The organism is Myxococcales bacterium, assembly GCA_016703425.1.
GTDB lineage: Bacteria > Myxococcota_A > Polyangia > Polyangiales > Polyangiaceae > JADJCA01.
Genome location: JADJCA010000001.1, coordinates 669,034 through 685,944 on the forward strand (window position 1 = coordinate 669,034; position 16,911 = coordinate 685,944).

Sequence of the window (16,911 nt, forward strand, 5' to 3'; positions counted from 1 at the left end):
GCATCGACCTCGGCGATGCTTGGTCGCATGGCGAAGGCAAAGACCACGGCGAAGAAGGCGGGTGCGGGCGCGAAAAAGCCGCCGCCGAAGCGCCGCACGGCGAAGAAGGCGACCCCGAAGTCGCACGGTCTCGACGCCGTCGCCTGCGCTGACGTCGATCGCGCGGCACCGGCCCTCGTGGCGCTCACCAAACGGATCGAGGGGGAGGGAGGCGCGGTCGTCGGCGCGTACCGGGAGCCGCTCGGAGGCCACGACACCCTGCTCGCCATCCTCCCGATCGATCGGATCGAACCCACGCCGTTCCAGCGCGACCTGTCCGAGGCCCATCACAAGCGCCTCGCGACGGTCATCGAAAAGACGGGGCGCTTCCTCGACCCGCTCATCGGGGTGACGGCGCCAGGCGAGGGGTTCTGGACGCCCAACGGCCGCCATCGGCTCGAGGCCATGCGCCGGTTGGGCGCGAAGGCCATCACGGTGCTTGTCGTTCCCACGCGGGAGATCGCGTGGCAAATCCTCGCGCTCAACACCGAGAAGGCGCACAACCTGAAGGAGCGGGCCCTCGAGGTGGTGCGCATCTACCGCGGGCTCTTGGAAGAGGACGCGAGCCGGCCTGAGGCCGCGTTCGCTTTCTACCTCGAGGACCCTGCGCTCGTGACGCTTGGCGTCGCCTACGAAAAGGACGGGCGCTTCGCCGGCGGCGCTTACCACCCGGTCCTCCGGCGCGTCACGTCGTTCTCCGACGCGGCCATCGGCGACGCGATCAAGGTGCACGAGCGCCTCGCCGACCTGACGATGGACCTCGAAAAGGCGGTCGCCGAGGCCGTGGCCCGGCTCCGCGAGAAGGGTCTCACGAGCCCCTACCTCCGGGCCTTCGTGGTGGCCCGAATCAACCCGCTGCGCTTTATCAAGGGCGAGCCGCCGCCAGCGGAAGAGCTGCTCCTCGGCATGACCGCGCGGGCCCTTCGTTTCGACGCCGGCAAAGTCTCTCAGGTGGACCTCGCCAAGATGGCAGGCGCCCCGCTTGAGGAATAGGGCCTGAGGCATGCGCTCGGAGGAATAAGGCGCAGCGAAGTCGTCGGCCTTGGTGGTTGACGTTATGCTTCCTTCGTGGCGATTCCCCGGCGCCCGACGAAGCTGGGCCCCTACGACGTGATCGCGAAAATCGCGAGCGGGGGCATGGCACACGTGTACCTGGGCCGCGGCACCGATCTCGTCGGCGATGGGCGCCTAGCGGCCATCAAGATCATGCGCCACGACTTCGGCGGCGACGAGCAGGCGCTCCACATGTTCTTGGACGAAGCGCGGCTTCTCTCGCGCCTCTCGCACCCGAACATCATCCAGACGCTCGAGTTTGGGACGACCGACGAGCACCCTTTCATCGCGATGGAGCTCTTGCTCGGGCGAACGGTGCTCGACGTGTGGGAGGCGTGCGTGGCCGAGCAGATGGCGCTGCGCTTCGACCTCGCCGCGTACGTCGCAGCGCGCGTCGCCGAAGCTCTCGACTACGCGCACCTGCTTACCGATGAGCTCGGCACGCCGCTCCACTTGATCCATCGCGACGTCAACCCGAGCAACATCTTCCTCACCTTCGACGGCAAGGTGAAGTTGTTCGACTTCGGCCTCGCAAAAGCCAAGCTGCGTCGCACCAAGAGCCACGCGGGCATCGTGAAGGGCAAGCTCCCGTACCTCTCGCCAGAGCAGGTGATGGAGCTCCCGCTCGATCGCCGAAGTGACGTCTACACGTTGGGGACGACCCTCTGGGAAATGGCCACGATGCGTCGGCTCTTCAAGCGCGGCACCGACATCGACACGGTGAGAGCGGTCCGTAGCGCGGCGATTCCTCGCCCCGAGACCCTCGTCGAAGGCTTCCCCGAGCCGCTCTCGGACATCATCATCCGTTCGCTCGAGCGCAACCGGGAGCACCGTTACCAGTCGGCGCAGGAGTTTGCCGACGCCCTCGACGACTTCATCGCCCGGAGCGGCTCCGGAGATCCATCCACCCTGATCCCCGCGACGCTTGACCGCCTCTTTCCCGGCGAACGCGCCAGGCAGATGGGTTGGCTCAAGTCTGCGGTGGCCCCCAACGCCGCGCTCATGCGCGCCACGCTGACGCCCCCCATTCCCATACCGATTCAAAGCTCCGTCGCGCCGCTCTCGCGGATTCCCGAGAGCGGCGGGCCGCGGAGCACGCCGACGGGCCCGCTCAGTGCGCCGCCCCTCACGCCTCGCAGCCTTCGCGACGGGCCGCTCAGCACACCGCTGAGCTTCCCTTTGAGCACACCCCCGTTGACGCCACGCGCGCCGGACACCTCGGAAGAGTCGGGAGGTGCGGCGTCAGCGCCAGAGCTTCCGCCCCTACCACCAAAAATCCGGAAGTAGCGGCGGCCCCGAGGGGCCATCGAGAATTCTCCAAAATCGCGGCAAAGCCCTGCATACTGGGGTGCGGCACAAGTTTGTAAGTCTGCAGCCCGCTTCGAGAACCCTCGACTTCCAATGCAGAAGAACAACTTCTACGAGTTCACCCGACCGGTGCAGGAGCGCTTCATCGGCTCGGTGAACGGGACCGGCATGCCCACGCCGCTCCTTGAGCGTCGCGGCGGACCGTCGCTGCCGCTCCCGTGGCTGGGTCTCAGCGCCTTCGGCGTCGTGCTCTTGATCGCGCTCTTTCCCGTAGGGCTCGGCGTTCTCGAGAGCCGCCTCGCGATTCAATCGGTGCTCTTCCTCGTTCTCGACGTCGGCGGCGTGGCCGCCATCGTCATGGGTGTCATGAAGGTGGTCTCGGCGATGCGCGAGGTGAAGGCGCTGCCGTTCCGTCCCGGCATCTACGTATTTCCCATCGGGCTCGTCGATGCCCGCGAATACGTCCTCAAGGTGTATCCGCTCGCAGAAATCAGCGGCGTCGAACAGACGGCCTCGGAGGTCGTGTTGACGGCAGAAGGAGCGCGCTTCGCGTTTCCCCAGGCGAGCCCGGAGGAAGTCTCCGCCGGCGCGGCCCGATTCGCCGAGGCGCAGAAGCACCTGAGCCAGGCGATGAGCACGCGCGAGAGCCTGCGGCCCGGAGCGCTCGCGGGCATCGATCCTTTTCACGGCGCCGCGAGCCCGTTCGTGCCGAACAAGCCTCTGCTGCGCGAGGTACCGCTTTGGGCCAAGGTGCCCTGGGCCTTTGCGCTCGGGGCCGGCGTCGTCGTTGGACTTTTTGTTTGGATGATCCGCAACAACGTCGGCGACCGTCGCCTCTACGCGGCGGCGCTCGAGCGAAACGACGTTGAGGCCTACGAGGCCTACCTGGCACGTGGGACCAAGTACAAAGACGAGGTGAAGCGCGTGAGGCTGCCCCGCGCCGAGCTGCGACTCGCCGAGAAGGCCGGGACCGTCGACGCCATCGAGGAGTACATCAAGACCCACCCCGGCGCGGCGATCCCCGACGAAGTGCAGGCGGCGCGCCGCGTGGCGCTCCTCAAGGCTCTCGACAAGGCGCGCGAGGCGGGCACCGTGACGTCGCTCAAAGACTTCGACCAGCGCCACCCCCGCCATGGCCTCGACGGCGAGTTGAAGAAGGCGATCCATCAGGTCTACGTCAACGCCCTCGAGAAGTACCGCAGCCAAGCGGCCCCCAAGGACCCCGACACCTTGCGCTTCGTCGAGCAGCTGATCCTGCTGGCGGAACAGAAGGGTCCCGACGTCCGAATCCGCTTCCGTCACAAGGCGTCGAAGACCCTCGACAAGGCCGATGGCTTGGTGACCAAGAATAAGTTCTTCAACGGCACGCAGTCGTTCCCATCGCGCCACTTCGACGGCGCGCGGCTCGCGAGCCGCGACACCGAGCTCCTCGGCGTCGTGGCTCAACGGTTCGCGGATGTGTTCCCGAAAGATGTCCTGTTTCTGCAAGCCGGCGAGGCCATCAAGGAGGAGGGCCCGTTGCCAGCGTTTCCCGTTCCCACCTTGGTCGTCGAGCACCAAGTCGAGTGGGCCGGCGGTGTTGTGACCAGCACCAACCCTCGTGGGGTGTTCATCGGCGCAGGCCTGCTCTTCGAAGCCACGTTCCGGCTGCCCGGCGACACCGCGAAGCCGCTCAAGACCAAACTCGCCGATTGGCGCGCCCCCGACGTGACCAACCTGAAGGGCGAGGGGAAACCGGAAGAGAAGCTCTACGACCAGATGGCGAAGAACTGCTTCGACAACTTCACCAAGCGGCTGCTGGGCATGTTGTTCCGGCCCGTCGCGACGACGGCGAAGTAATTTGGCCTTGCGCTAGCGGGCTCGGCGCGCCGCGCTGTGCAGAGCACGGAGCGGCGGCACGAGGCCAAAGAGGCTCTCCATCATCGCGTAGCTGAGGCCCCAGAGGACGTGGGCGCCCACGAGCTGGGCGGGCAGCTCGTGGCGAACGCCATCATGCTCGATGACCTTGACGCTGCGCCCTTCGCCGCTGGCCAGCCGCTCGACGGGGACCCAAAGGACCTCGTCCACCTCGCGCGGGTCGGGAACGAGCGGCGCCGAGGCATCGTGAAGCGCGAAGACGAAGGGCGCGATGGAGAACGAGAGACGCTTGCCACCGGCCCGCGCGTGCATCGCAGGCAACGGCGTCAAGAGCTCGGCGCCTTGCTCATCGAGCGGAAGGCCGATCTCCTCGCGGGTCTCGCGCACCGCTGTCCGAAGCAACGAGTCGTCGGCCGCGTCACGGCGCCCACCGGGGAAGGCGACGTGACCGGACCAGGGGTCGCCCGCCCGCTCGGCACGACGAATGAACAAGAGCTCGGCCCCCGCGGGACCTTCGCGAAGCACGAGGGCAACGGCTGCCGCCGGCTCCTCGTCGTCGTGAGGCTGCCGCTCGGGCGCCGGCGCCCTCAGCAAGAGCTCTCGCAACGTCGCGAGCGACAGCGACGCGCGCACGTCAGCGGAGCTTTGCGAGGGCCTTCGCGCGGAACTCGCCGGCACGCGAACCACCGAGCTCCTTGGCGAGCGCCTCGATGATGGTCGACACGTCGAGGCCCCGCTTCTCGCCGGTGGCCCAGTGCTCTTCAAAGACGATGGGCGCGATGGGGCCCATGTAATCCGCAAGCAACCGGCCAATCTCGTCTTTTAGCCCACCTGGCGGCGGAACGCTGGCAACGGCTCGCATCGCCGGGACCGACGCGGTCCGCGGGGGCGGAGCGCTCGTGCGCGACGCCGCCGGCAACGGCGACAGGCTGCGCGAGGGCGGGGCGACTTCGGCACCGCCGAGGAGGGCGCTTAGGATCTCCTCCGTAGACGGCATGTTGGGCAAGGAGCCGGGCGACACCGACTCAAAGCGATACTCGGCGGACTTGATCGCTTGAAGCTGGGGCAACGCGGCCCGGCCAGCGCTGAACTTGTAGGCCAAGAAGACCACCTTGCCGGCCTTGATCCCCACGCGACCGGCGGTGTTGTCTTCGCTGGCAAGGTAGATCGTGCCGGTCGCTCCAGCGCCAACGAGGCGCTTGAGCTCCTGCCACACGACTCCCGCAACCACACGCTCCGCCATGGCCACCACGACCCCCGTGCCGCCGCGGTCTCCGGGACCGCAACCGACGTTCAGCGAGGGAAGCCTACCGCCTCCACGACGTTACCGCTACAAGCGCTCACCGGCGCATGCAGAAGGCGTGAGAAGGCGTGGCTCAGCTGCTTCCGGGAACCGCTGCCCTCACGGTGAGGGAAACGGGCGGGGGCAGCGCAGTGGCGCGACCCGAAAGTCCGGCCTCGTGGGTGGTCGCGACGCTTGGGACGGCGGTCGCTGGAGGAATGCTGTGCTGGCGAGCGGCGGCGGCGCCGGCCGCGCCGACTCCAAAGGCCCCTAGGAGAAGCGCCGCCGCGTAGGCCGCGCCCCGTCGGCGTGCGCGCGCGCTGCGGTCCGGTGTGGGAAGCGGGGGGGTGGGAAGCGGGGCTCGCGCCTCGCCACGAGCGCGCGCCGACGACGCGAATGGAGCGAGGCGCAGCGCGAGCTCGCGCGCCGACGAGATTCGCGCCTCGCGGTCCTTTTCGAGGCACGCGAAGACCACCGCCTCAAGCTCGCGCGGGACGTCGCTGCGAAGCTCCGACAGCGGCGTAGGCGTCCACTCGCGGACGGCCATGAGCACGTGGAACACCGTGGTGCCGTCGAAGGGTGACGAGCCGGTCAGCAGCTCGTAGAGAATCGCCCCCAAGGACCAGATGTCGGCGCGGGCATCGGCCTCGCGCGCCGAGACCGTCTGCTCCGGCGCCATATAGAGTGGGGTGCCGATGAAGGCATGCGTCGCGGTGAGCTCGCAGGCGCTCGTCGCGGTGCCGAAATCGAGGACCTTCAGGCACCGGGGCCCTTTCCCGGCGGCTTGTCGAAGACCAGGTTGTCGGGCTTGAGGTCACGATGAACGAGGCCTCGCTCGTGCGCCTCCACAAGGGCGTCACACGCCTGCAGAATGCAGTCGACCGCGTGGGCGACGGCTAGTGGCCCCGTGTCGCGAAGCGCGTCGGCGAGGCTGCCGCCCCGCAAGAGCTCCATGACCATGAACGGGCCCGTCGGACCCTCACCAAAATCGAGGATGCGGGGAAGATGCACGTTTTCCATGGCCGCGAGGTTTTGCGCTTCCCTCAGAAAGCGCTGCCCCTCGCCGCGCGCCTCGGGCAGCAGGAACTTGATGGCCACCTCTTGCCCCAGAACGACGTGGCGAGCGCGAGCCACGAACGCCGTCGAACCTTCACCAAGCGGCCCCTCGACGACGTAACGTCCGGCGATGAGGGCTCCCTCTTGAACGAGGCGCATACGGTGTGGCTGGGCCATGGCGAGTCGGCTATTTCGACCGCCCAAGGCCTCCCCCTATTCAGCCGGGCGGGGGAGGCGGGTGGTGAGGCCGCCCAAGGGAGTGTGTTCGATTGAGAATCCCGGGGTGGTATTTTCGGGCTGGCCGCCTAGGGCACGCAGAACAGTCGCACCAGCTTGAGCACGAACTCCTTGTAGCTCGGCTCAGTCGTGCCGCATTGCGCGAGCAAGGGCTTCGCACAGCTGATGTCGTATTGGACGCATGGCCCCGCCGAAGCGGCCTCGCTGCAGGGGCCAAAGCCCGCGCCGTCGCAGGCCTGGCACGCGAAACCGGCGCAGGCTTGGTTGGCGCGCAAGCGCGCGCCGCAGCCGGCAGGCCCCACGTCGTTCGCGAGCGCGGCCACGCACCCCGGCACATTGGCATCGATGAAGGAGCCGTCATCGATGAATGCCCCCAACGTTGGCGCCAGCGAGGAAGTGACGGCGCATCCGTAACAAGTGGGAGCCGACGCAGAGACGGTGCTGCACGCCGTGGGGTTGAGATCAAAAGCCGACAGGCATTCGGCGACAGCGACAGCTTGGGCGTCGGTGCACATGTTTCGATGCAGCGGGTTGGGCTCCTTCCAGTTGGCTGGCGGAACGAACCCCGAGAGGCTTCCCGGTGCGCATGTCAACGGCGTGGCGCCGTCCGAGACGACCCCCGCGTCGGGCGAGGGGGATGCGTCGGCGCGATCGGGAAACTCGGGTAGGCCGACCGAGCACCCGGAGAGCAGGACGCCAAAGGCCGCCGCGCGCCGCGCCGAGCTTCGCTTGGAAGGGTGTTGGTTCATGCCCGACGAGGTGGCGTGAGGATACGGCCAGGTCGGAAACGAAGCGAGCAAACGTGCCCGGGTCCTTCGCTTGGCGCCATCGGGGTGGGCCGGCCGCGATGTGGTCGGCGATCCGCGACCTCGCGCGTTCGGTGTTTGGTAAGGTCGACCGGTGCGCCTAAGGCCCGCCCTCGCCATCGGACTCGTGATCGCGGGCCCGGGCTGCGGAACTAGCAAGCTCAAAGACGCCCTCCGCGACGAGTACTGCTCGGAGCTGGAATCCTCGCCGACGTTTGTCGACAACGCGTTTGCGACGACGGCGTCGTTTCTCGACAGCCTCCGAATGACCCAAGATGCCCTCCAGTGGTCGATCGACGGAGGCGGAGATCCTGAGAATCTGCTCTGGATCATGGCCGGCAACTGCAGGAGCGTCGCGCTCACGTGGGCCGAGGCGGTGGGGAACGCCAGGGCGTTCCATCGCACTTGGTGGAGCGTTCGCGTGAAGACGGGCGAGCTCATCATCGAGCCGCCGGCGGCGCCGGCGCTGAGCAAGGCGCTCGACAAGATGTGCGACGCTGGAGGGCTGCGAGTCAATCCAGCGAACCGCGCTTCGTCATTGCGGGCGGCCGCAGCGCACCGGGCGGCTGCGCTCGAGGAGCTGCTGAGCGAGCAGAGGCGATGGGCGACCGAGCGTGACCGCGGGTTGGCGAGGTGCGAAGCCGCCGCTTGGAAGCGACGGCACGAGCCGGGTTACTTCGCGATGCCGATGCCGTCCTCGCGAGACTCCGACGCCGGCGCACGCGAGCGCTAGCCCGGCGGCAAGGCGATGCGCCACGCCATGGCTCGACCGCTCGTCGCGCCCAAAATCCCACAAAAGCAGAGCGGGTAACCCCGAAGGATTACCCGCAATTCTCACGTCGCTTTCAGCGACCCCAGTGGGAATCGAACCCACGTTACCGCCGTGAGAGGGCGATGTCCTAACCGCTAGACGATGGGGCCTTGGTGTTCTCCGAGAGTGGTGACGAAGGGTGGCTGGGGGACAAGGATTCGAACCTTGATAGACGGAGCCAGAATCCGCCGTCCTGCCATTAGACGATCCCCCAAGAAAGTGACTGGCGGTCGCTCGGCTCCCGAGTTCGCTTGTGGGCGGAGCTCGTTTGCCAATTGGGGGCTTGCACACTAGCCGCCCGGCAAATTGAGTCAAGCATTCTCGACCGAGGCGCGGACGAGCTGAGTCTTGGCCGTGGGGGCCGCTCACGCCGAGTCTCAGGTTCTTGCGGCGCGCGTGGCCTGGACCGTCGCCGCCGCTCTCACCGGTCCCCCTTGACGCCCCGCCGAACGCGTTTAAGTTGCGCCCCGAGCCTCCTGGCACTCCTCAGGCGAGAGTGCTAACAAGGCCAAACTTTCCTGTATTTCGAAATAGTTACAAGGAGCAGCCATGAAGATCCGTCCCCTCGGTGACCACGTCGTCGTCAAGCGCATGAAGGAAGAAGAGAAGAGCAAGGGCGGGATCATCATCCCCGACACCGCGAAAGAGAAGCCCATCGAGGGCGTGGTGGTTGCGGTGGGCAACGGCAAAGCGCTCAAGGGTGGCAAGGTTCGTCCCCTCGACGTGAAGCCCGGCGACCGGATCCTCTTCGGCAAGTACTCGGGCAACGAGGTCAAGGTCGCCGGTGAGGAGCACCTCATCATCAGCGAAGGCGACATCCTCGCGGTCATCGAGAAGTGAACCTATCGCGGGGCCCACGTGGTCCCGCGGTCGCCTCCGGGCGGCCATTCTCCTCAGACGGAGAGACTCCTGCTTCCGGTCCGCCGCGCGGGAGAAACCCTTTTTTGAAACGTTGGAGCTATCACCATGAGCGCAAAAGAAATCCTCTACAACCGCGGCGCCCGCAGCAAGATCCTCACCGGCGTCAACACCCTCGCGAACGCCGTCAAGGTGACGCTCGGCCCCAAGGGTCGCAACGTCGTCATCGAGAAGTCTTTCGGCTCGCCCGTCGTCACCAAGGACGGCGTCACGGTGGCCAAAGAAATCGAGCTTCACGACAAGTTCGAGAACATGGGCGCGCAGATGGTCCGCGAGGTCGCCTCGAAGACGAGCGACAAGGCCGGCGACGGCACCACGACCGCCACCGTCCTCGCGCAAGCGCTCTACACGGGCGGCCTCTCGCTCGTTGAAGCGGGCCACAACCCGATGGATCTCAAGCGCGGCATGGACTTGGCCGTCGCGGCCATGACGGCCGAGATCAAGAAGCTCGCGGTCCCCACGAAGGACAAGCAGCACATCGCCCAGGTCGGCACCATCAGCGCCAACGGCGACGCCGAGATCGGCAACAAGCTCGCCGAGGCCATGGAGAAGGTCGGCAAGGAAGGCGTCATCACCGTCGAAGAGTCCCGCACCGCCGAGACCACGCTCGACATCGTCGAGGGCATGCAGTTCGACCGCGGCTTCGTGTCGCCTTACTTCGTGACCGACGCCGAGAAGATGTCTGCGGTCCTCGAGGACCCCTACATCCTCATCACCGAGAAGAAGATCGGCACGATGCACGACATCCTCCCGATCCTCGAGACGGCGGCCCGCGAAGGCAAGCCGCTGCTCATCCTCGCCGAGGACATCGAGGGCGAAGCGCTCGCGACGCTCGTCGTGAACAAGCTCCGTGGCCTGCTCAAGGTCTGTGCCGTCAAGGCGCCGGGCTTCGGCGATCGCCGCAAGGAGATGCTCAAGGACATCGCGACGCTCACCGGCGGTCAGGTCATCGCGGAAGAGCTCGGCCTCAAGCTCGAGAACGTCACGATGAAGGACCTCGGTCGCTGCAAGCGCGTCACCGTCGACAAGGAGAACACCGTGATCGTCGACGGCGTGGGCGAGAAGGAGAAGATCCAGGCCCGCGTCACGGAGATCCGCAAGCAGATCGAGAACACCACCAGCGACTACGACAAGGAGAAGCTCCAGGAGCGTCTTGCGAAGCTCGCCGGCGGCGTCGCCGTCATCAAGGTCGGTGCGGCCACCGAGACCGAGATGAAGGAGAAGAAGGCCCGCGTTGAAGACGCGCTCCACGCGACGCGCGCGGCCGTCGAAGAAGGCATCGTCCCCGGCGGCGGCGTCGCACTGCTCCGCGCGGCGAAGGTGCTCGAGGGCATGAAGCTACAGGGCGAGCAGATGTTCGGCCTCAAGCTCGTGCGCCGCGCCATCGAGGAGCCGCTCCGCCAGATCGCGAAGAACGCGGGCCACGAAGGCTCCGTTGTCGTGCAGAAGGTCATGGAGAACACCGGCAACTTCGGCTTCAACGCGCAGACCGAAGCCTACGAGGACATGGTCAAGGCTGGCGTCATCGACCCGGCCAAGGTCGTCCGCTCCGCGCTCGAGTTCGCCAACAGCGTGGCGGGCCTCATGCTCACCACCGAGGCCGTCGTGGCCGAGAAGCCGAAGAAGGAAAAGGCCGGCGGCGGCGGTGGCGGCGGCATGGGTGGAATGGGCGGTATGGGCGGTATGGGCGGCATGGGCGGTATGGGCGGCATGGGCGGCGACTTCGATATGGATTGATCGTCGCCGTTGCCTGTCCGACGGGCCGGGAGCGCGTGCTCCCTGCCGAGCGAGGGCCTCGATCCGAAAGGGTCGGGGCTCTCTGCTTCTTCGCGCTACCGAGCGGTCCGCCGCGCCTGCTCGCAAACATCGCGTGCGCGGCCCTCAATTCTCATGCGACGCTGCCCGCCCCCAGGAGGCCCCATGACGTTTCGCGCCCTGACATCGCTCTTCCTCATCGCGTCGCTGTCCCTCGCATGCAGCAAGGACAACGCTGGCGCGACGCCCGCGGCCAGCGCGGCGGCCAAGTCAGCCACGCCCGCGCCCTCCGCCGCGACGAGCGCGGCACCGACGGCGGAAGCATCGGCGAAACCCCGGCGCGACCTCCGCGGCGGCGTGGCCGCGACGCTCGTGAACGCCGCGCGCACGCTCGACCTCAAAGAGCCGCAGAAGGATGGGCTCGGCAAGATCGAAGAGAAACTCCGGGCCGCGGAGACTCCGCGCGACGAGTTCAAGCAGCTCGAGGCCGAGCTCGTCCTGCAGGTCAAAGGCGGAAAGATCGAAGCGGCCAAGCTCGCCCCCAAACACGCCGCCGTCGACAAGGCCATCGAGGCGCAGAAGGGCCAGGAGCTCGAGTCCATCGCGAGCTTGCATGCTCTCTTGGACGGGCCGCAACGCAAGGCCGTCGTCACCACGCTCCGCGCAAAACAAGCCGCGCGCGAGGAGCGGATGGCTCAACGGAAAGACGACAAGAAGGACGATCCGGCAGCGCGCCTGAAGCTGCGCCTCGAGCGCATGACCAAGGAGCTTGACCTCGACGCGGCCCAACAGAAGACCGTCGAGACGTTCCTGGCGAAGAACGCGCCGAAAGACGACCCGATGGTCGAGGCGAAGAAGCACATGGACGCGCTCCTCGAGGCCTTCGAGAAGGACGCCTTCGACGGAAAGAAGCTCGACGTCTTCGGCAAGAAGGGCGCCGTGGGCCGCGTGGAAGTCGAGGAAGGGCTCCTCACCCAGTTGGTCCCCTCGCTCAAGCCGGAGCAACGCGAGAAGCTGGCCGCCAAGATGGAGCGCTCAGGCCACAAGGGCCGCGGCGGCGACATGCCCGGCCGACCCTTCGGCGACGATCACAAAGAGCCCTGAAACGCGCTTCGGCGCGCGAAACTTCGCGCGGCTACTCGTCACCGATGACCGGGAACTTGAAGCGGGCTTTCCACTCGCTCCCCACGTTGTCGTCGGTGATGAGCGTCGCGCCTCGCGTTCGCTCGAGGAGCGCGTCGCGACGCTCGAGCCCCGCAAAGACCGACGGACCGTCGATCGTGTCGGCGAACTGCATGAAGCGGCTCAAGAGGTCTGCGTCGGTCCTTTGCGCTGGGTCGAGGGGAGCCTTGCCGTCGATGCGGGTGTCCACGAGCGCCGCGCGCCATCTCGCCTTATCGAAGGGGATCGGGCTATCGCTTACGGCGATGAAGTTGATGACGCGAAGCGCGTGAGGGAACACGGTCGCGGCGGTGCGCTGCGCTTCATCGGAGGACGTCGTGTTGAAGTAGTGGATCCCCCCCGGCAGAAGATGGCTGCGCGCGAGCTCCAGGAACTCGCGAGACAAGAGGTTCGTCGTATGCGCCCGCCAGTGGTAGCTCGTGTTCATCACAATGACGTCGAACCGTTCACTCGGGTGGCGGTTCAGCCAGCGCCGCCCGTCGTCGACCACGATGTCGACCTTCGGGTTCGCGAGGACGCTGCGGACGGCAGGGAATTTCGCGATGAGCTCGATGTAGCCGGGATTGATCTCGATGACCGTCATGCGCTCGACGCCCGCGAGGTTCGCGACCACCTGCGCCCACGACCCCGACGACAAGCCAATCATGAGCACGCGGCGAGGGGAGGGGTGCATCGCCTGCACCGCGAAGGCTCGCTCAATGACGTTCTTGTCGTCGACCAACGAGACGTTAAACGCGCCGTCGTAGGCGCCGCCGCCGTAGATCTGCGAGTAGTCGTTCACGGCGATGACGCCGTGGCGATTCTCGAGCACGTGCACGAGCTTCGCGCCGGCGTGGAACTTCGTCTTCCAAAGGAGCCGTTCGTAGAGCCGCTCGTAGAGCTTCGGTGCGGCTGCGACGCACAAGACAGCACCCACCGCGGTCGCCGCCACGCCGAGCGTGCGAGGTCGGCCCGCGGCACCGAGCGCCCAGAGCACGCCGACCATCACGAAGCCAACGAGCGCGAGCATCGTGCTGATGCGGGGAGTCGACCAGACGTCCATGAAGACGAAGCCGGTGGCGAAGCTCCCGGCCGACGAGCCGAGGATGTTGGCCAAGTAGACATGCGACATGGCCGCGCCGGCCTTCTCGTCGGGGGCGATCCCGAAATGCGCGAGGAGCGGGAGCACGGCGCCCATCAAGCCCGCCCCTAACGCAACGAGCCCGAAGGCCGGAGGCCAGCTCTTCGTCGCGAACCAACCGAGAGCCGGCACGACCAAGAACGAAACGGTGTTCGCCAAGAGAACGAACGCCGAGAGCGACCTTAGGGCGCGCGCTTCGTCGGCGGCGTCCTTGATGGGATGACAGAAGGGGCGACTCGCGAAGGCACCGACGGCGACACCCAACAGGTAGAACGCCAAAAGGAGCCCGAAGACCGTGGGGTGTCCCCAGCTCACGAACGCGAAGGCGCGATACCACACGATCTCGTACGAGAGCGCGATGAACCCAGAGGCCGCCGCGAGCGCGAGCGTGAGGCGAAAGCGCGCTCGCGAAATCGCGTAGGCGGGCGCGGCCGCGCCTTGCACCGCGGCCGTCAAGTGAGCTCTCCAGGAGCATCGGCTGCGCGCCGGGCCCGCACGTAGAGCGCGACCGCGACCGCGCTCGCCACGAAGTTCAGCGTCGCCGCGAGGCGCACGGTCCCCGCTTGTCCCAAGGTCCCGAGGAGCGCGAGCACGGCGGCGGCGGAAGCGGCGGCGGAGCCGAGGGTGTTGACGAAATAGAGCGCGCCAACGGAGCGGCCCACGTTCTTCGAGCGACGCGTGAAGTGCGCCACCAGAAGCGGAAGCGTGCTGCCCATGAGCATCGTGGGAACGAGCACCAAGAGGAACGTCGTGAGGCCAACGAGGGATGGCGCCAGCGCCAGGGTGACGCGGCCAACGCCGTGGAGGAGAACAAGGGAAAACGACCCGAAGACGCCGATCAAGAACTCGACGAGCGCGAAGAGCAGGACGACGGGTCGACCGGTCGCTTTGGAGACCACCCCCCCGGCCAAGCTTCCGAGGCCAAGACCCAACATGAAGGCCGTCACGACCATCGTGACCGACTCGACGTTGATGCCATAGATGGCAAAAAGCGTCCTCTGCCAGACGACCTGATAGAGGAGCGCGGCCGCGCCCGAGACGAAGAACAAGAGGTAGAGGACCACGGGCGCCTCGTATAACTCAAAGCACGGTCCCTTCGCTCGCTAGAACGGCGCCCGGGACCTACACGGGAGCACCCGGAACTCACGGGAGCCTCGAGCGCCTACGGCGAGTAGTTTTGGCCCGAAGGAAACAGGCAAGCTACCTTTGCTCGAAGGCTGAGTCGCGCACGCTGCACGCACGCTGCACGCACGCTTGCACAATGGGACCCACCAACAAGGCGCGACGAATGAAGCGGTTCCCGAAGAGGACGGTCCTCTTCCGGGAAGGCGACCCAGGCGCCGAGATGTACATTCTCGGCGCCGGACGCGTGGAGATCGTCAAGCGCATCGGCGGGATCGAAAAGACCATCGCCGTGCTGGGCCCCGGCGAAATGCTAGGCGAGCTCGCGCTCCTGAACGACAAGCCGCGAACCGCCACCGCCGTCGCCGTCGACAACGTCGACGCGCTGGTCCTCGACCGTCCGATGTTGGAGTCGATGATCGCGAACCAGCCTGAGTTCACCATGCGCCTCATCCGGCGCCTCGCTGACCGGCTCGACATGGCCGACGGGCTGGTCCGGGTCCTCATGCACCCCGAGCCGGGGGCCCGGGAATTGGTCCTCCAGCAGGCCGAGACGGCGAAGGCGCCGATGCTCGACTTTGAGATGGAGGTCCAGGGCGAGATCGCCGGCGACCCGGCGCGCGTCAAGGACATGTTCTTTCGGCTGAATCGCCTTCGCGCACGCCTGCGGGAGAGCACACCGGACGCGGAGGAAATGCCTCGTCCGTTCACCGTCCCGGCGAAGCGAAAGGGCCCGCAGTGATGCGGAGCGCTTTGTCCGAAGCGTCTTTGACTTGCAAGAAAGCCGCGCGATAAACTGCCTTCGGGGCCAGAGCCCCCGTATTCGATGACGCTTCCATGAAAAAGGACTCGCTCACGATGCGCGCCTCACGCGAGTTTCCCGTTGGGGAAGTGCTGTTTCGTGAGGGCGACGCCGGCAGCGAGATGTACGTGATTCAATCAGGGCGAGTCCGCGTGACGAAGAAGGTAGCTGGCGGGGACTTCCCCATCGCCATGTTGGGTCGTGGTGAGTTTCTAGGCGAAATGGCCATCCTCAACAACAAGCCCCGAACGGCAACGGCCACCGTCGTCGAGCCCGCATCGTGTCTCGTGATCGACGCCAAGACCCTGGAGTCGATGATCACCAACAACTCCGAGATCGCGATGCGTCTCGTGAAGAAGCTCGCGGCGCGACTCGACGCGGCCGACGCGCTGGTGCAGATCCTGATGCACCCGGATCCGAAGGCGCGCGTCTTGATGGGCCTTCGGCGACACGCTGAGGCCTTCGGAGAACAAACGGAAGAGGGCATCCGGCTCGATTTGCCCACCTCAACGCTCGCGCGGGAAGTTGGCGCCGACGTCGAGCAGGTCGACGAGGTGCTCGCGCGCCTCCGGAGGCTGCGCATCGTCTCCGACGACGGCGGCCGGGTCGTCATCTCCGACATCGGACGACTGCTCGAGTTCTTGGAGTTCATCGAAATGCCTCGCCGCTTCGAGGCGTGAACATTGTGTGTGACGAAGTGTGTCGCGAAAGACAGGAGCTAGGTTGGAGCTAAGGATCGTCGGTTGCCACGGTGGAGAGACGCCTCGTCACAGGACGAGCGCGTTCGTCGTGGACGATCGCATCGCCATCGACGCTGGCTCCCTCACGAGCGGCCTCGAGCTCAAGGCCCAGTGTGCTCTGGAGGCAGTGCTCGTCAGTCACGCGCACCTCGACCACATTCGCGATCTCGCGACGATCGCGGACAACCGCGTTCAGAACGGGTGCAAGCCGCTCCTCATCGCGGGCGCTAGGCCGACCTTGGGCCTCCTCAGAAAACACTTCTTCAACGACAAGCTGTGGCCCGACTTCAGCGTCATCCCATCGCCCGAGAAGCCCACGATTCGGTATCTTGAGATCAAGCCGGGCGTGGTGACCGACATCGCCGGCTACCGCGTGCGCGCGATCCCCGTAAGTCACACCATCGATTGCTTCGCGTTCATCGTCGAGGGTCAGAAAGGCGGGGCGCTCGCATACAGCGGCGACACCGGTCCGACGGACCGCCTCTGGGAGGTCCTGAACGACGTCCCGGACCTGCGAGCCATGCTGATGGAAGTCAGCTTTCCGAACGCCGAGCAGCGCATCGCGACGCTCAGCGGACACCACACGCCGCAGACGCTCCTCACAGACCTCAAGAAGCTACACCGCCACAAAGAGTTGCCGTTTTTGCTCTATCACATCAAGCCGAGCTTCCAGGCGACGGTGGAGCGCGAGTGCGCCAAGCTCAAAGGCTGCGACCTCACCATCGTCAACCTCGGCGATCAGTTCGTCCTCTAAGACGGGCGCCAGCCCGACGCGCGGGACCACGGCAGAATCGGTCCGCCACAAGCGCCTTGAGCAGCGCAC

17 protein-coding genes and 2 tRNA genes are annotated in these 16,911 nt (G+C 66.5%); 10 read left to right on the plus strand and 9 right to left on the minus strand.

The window, feature by feature from the left end:
- Nucleotides 1-27 precede the first annotated feature (27 nt).
- The 3 genes from IPG50_02825 to IPG50_02835 all read left to right on the plus strand — a co-directional run bounded on the left by IPG50_02825 (nt 28) and on the right by IPG50_02835 (nt 4,239).
- Nucleotides 28-1,032 (plus strand): ParB N-terminal domain-containing protein, encoded by a 1,005-nt coding sequence (locus IPG50_02825; GenBank protein ID MBK6691131.1) that lies wholly within the window; start codon nt 28-30, stop codon nt 1,030-1,032.
- A 75-nt stretch (nt 1,033-1,107) separates the two neighbouring features.
- Nucleotides 1,108-2,379: a protein kinase gene (locus IPG50_02830; protein MBK6691132.1), complete on the plus strand. Its 1,272-nt coding sequence runs from the start codon at nt 1,108-1,110 to the stop codon at nt 2,377-2,379.
- Between the two features lie 114 nt (nt 2,380-2,493).
- Entirely contained in the window at nt 2,494-4,239 is a 1,746-nt protein-coding gene (locus IPG50_02835; protein MBK6691133.1) for a hypothetical protein, read from the plus strand.
- A 12-nt stretch (nt 4,240-4,251) separates the two neighbouring features.
- On the opposite strand, the gene IPG50_02840 is transcribed toward IPG50_02835, so the two are convergent.
- The 5 genes from IPG50_02840 to IPG50_02860 all read right to left on the minus strand — a co-directional run bounded on the left by IPG50_02840 (nt 4,252) and on the right by IPG50_02860 (nt 7,581).
- A complete protein-coding gene (locus IPG50_02840; GenBank protein ID MBK6691134.1) occupies nt 4,252-4,890 on the minus strand; it encodes a CoA pyrophosphatase in 639 nt (212 codons plus the stop codon).
- A 1-nt stretch (nt 4,891) separates the two neighbouring features.
- A complete protein-coding gene (locus IPG50_02845) occupies nt 4,892-5,500 on the minus strand; it encodes a hypothetical protein (GenBank protein ID MBK6691135.1) in 609 nt (202 codons plus the stop codon).
- 133 nt (nt 5,501-5,633) lie between these two features.
- Nucleotides 5,634-6,299: a protein kinase gene (locus tag IPG50_02850; GenBank protein ID MBK6691136.1), complete on the minus strand. Its 666-nt coding sequence runs from the start codon at nt 6,297-6,299 to the stop codon at nt 5,634-5,636.
- Nucleotides 6,296-6,754 (minus strand): serine/threonine protein kinase, encoded by a 459-nt coding sequence (locus tag IPG50_02855; protein ID MBK6691137.1) that lies wholly within the window; start codon nt 6,752-6,754, stop codon nt 6,296-6,298. The genes IPG50_02850 and IPG50_02855 overlap by 4 nt, the downstream gene beginning before the upstream one ends.
- A 146-nt stretch (nt 6,755-6,900) precedes the next feature.
- Complete coding sequence (locus IPG50_02860; protein ID MBK6691138.1) at nt 6,901-7,581, minus strand: hypothetical protein; 681 nt, start codon at nt 7,579-7,581, stop codon at nt 6,901-6,903.
- A 151-nt stretch (nt 7,582-7,732) separates the two neighbouring features.
- Here IPG50_02860 and IPG50_02865 point away from each other — a divergent pair, with 151 nt between their 5' ends.
- Nucleotides 7,733-8,371, plus strand: a complete 639-nt coding sequence (locus IPG50_02865) for a hypothetical protein (protein ID MBK6691139.1) — start codon at nt 7,733-7,735, stop codon at nt 8,369-8,371.
- A 116-nt stretch (nt 8,372-8,487) separates the two neighbouring features.
- On the opposite strand, the gene IPG50_02870 is transcribed toward IPG50_02865, so the two are convergent.
- Nucleotides 8,488-8,559: transfer RNA gene (locus IPG50_02870), tRNA-Glu, on the minus strand.
- A 30-nt stretch (nt 8,560-8,589) separates the two neighbouring features.
- Nucleotides 8,590-8,663: transfer RNA gene (locus IPG50_02875), tRNA-Gln, on the minus strand.
- Between the two features lie 335 nt (nt 8,664-8,998).
- On the opposite strand from IPG50_02875, the gene groES reads away from it, so the two are divergent.
- From groES to IPG50_02890, 3 genes are all read left to right on the plus strand, one after another.
- Nucleotides 8,999-9,289, plus strand: coding sequence for a co-chaperone GroES (gene groES, locus IPG50_02880; GenBank protein ID MBK6691140.1), 291 nt, complete (start codon nt 8,999-9,001; stop codon nt 9,287-9,289).
- 126 nt (nt 9,290-9,415) lie between these two features.
- Nucleotides 9,416-11,104, plus strand: a complete 1,689-nt coding sequence (gene groL / locus IPG50_02885) for a chaperonin GroEL (protein MBK6691141.1) — start codon at nt 9,416-9,418, stop codon at nt 11,102-11,104.
- 183 nt (nt 11,105-11,287) lie between these two features.
- Nucleotides 11,288-12,226, plus strand: coding sequence for a hypothetical protein (locus IPG50_02890; protein MBK6691142.1), 939 nt, complete (start codon nt 11,288-11,290; stop codon nt 12,224-12,226).
- A gap of 31 nt (nt 12,227-12,257) precedes the next feature.
- Here the strand turns inward: IPG50_02890 and IPG50_02895 are convergent, their stop codons facing one another.
- Both IPG50_02895 and IPG50_02900 read right to left on the minus strand, forming a co-directional pair.
- Nucleotides 12,258-13,880 carry a methyltransferase domain-containing protein gene (locus IPG50_02895; GenBank protein MBK6691143.1) on the minus strand — a complete coding sequence of 541 codons (1,623 nt, stop codon included), beginning with the start codon at nt 13,878-13,880 and terminating at the stop codon, nt 12,258-12,260.
- A complete protein-coding gene (locus IPG50_02900; GenBank protein MBK6691144.1) occupies nt 13,877-14,488 on the minus strand; it encodes a hypothetical protein in 612 nt (203 codons plus the stop codon). Before IPG50_02900 ends, IPG50_02895 begins: the two co-directional genes overlap by 4 nt.
- Before the next feature lie 224 nt (nt 14,489-14,712).
- Here IPG50_02900 and IPG50_02905 point away from each other — a divergent pair, with 224 nt between their 5' ends.
- The 3 genes from IPG50_02905 (at nt 14,713) to IPG50_02915 (ending at nt 16,842) form a co-directional block, all read left to right on the plus strand.
- Nucleotides 14,713-15,288: a cyclic nucleotide-binding domain-containing protein gene (locus IPG50_02905; protein ID MBK6691145.1), complete on the plus strand. Its 576-nt coding sequence runs from the start codon at nt 14,713-14,715 to the stop codon at nt 15,286-15,288.
- 116 nt (nt 15,289-15,404) lie between these two features.
- A complete protein-coding gene (locus IPG50_02910) occupies nt 15,405-16,028 on the plus strand; it encodes a Crp/Fnr family transcriptional regulator (protein MBK6691146.1) in 624 nt (207 codons plus the stop codon).
- Nucleotides 16,029-16,071: 43 nt separating this feature from the next.
- Nucleotides 16,072-16,842, plus strand: a complete 771-nt coding sequence (locus IPG50_02915) for a 3',5'-cyclic-nucleotide phosphodiesterase (GenBank protein ID MBK6691147.1) — start codon at nt 16,072-16,074, stop codon at nt 16,840-16,842.
- Nucleotides 16,843-16,911 lie beyond the last annotated feature (69 nt).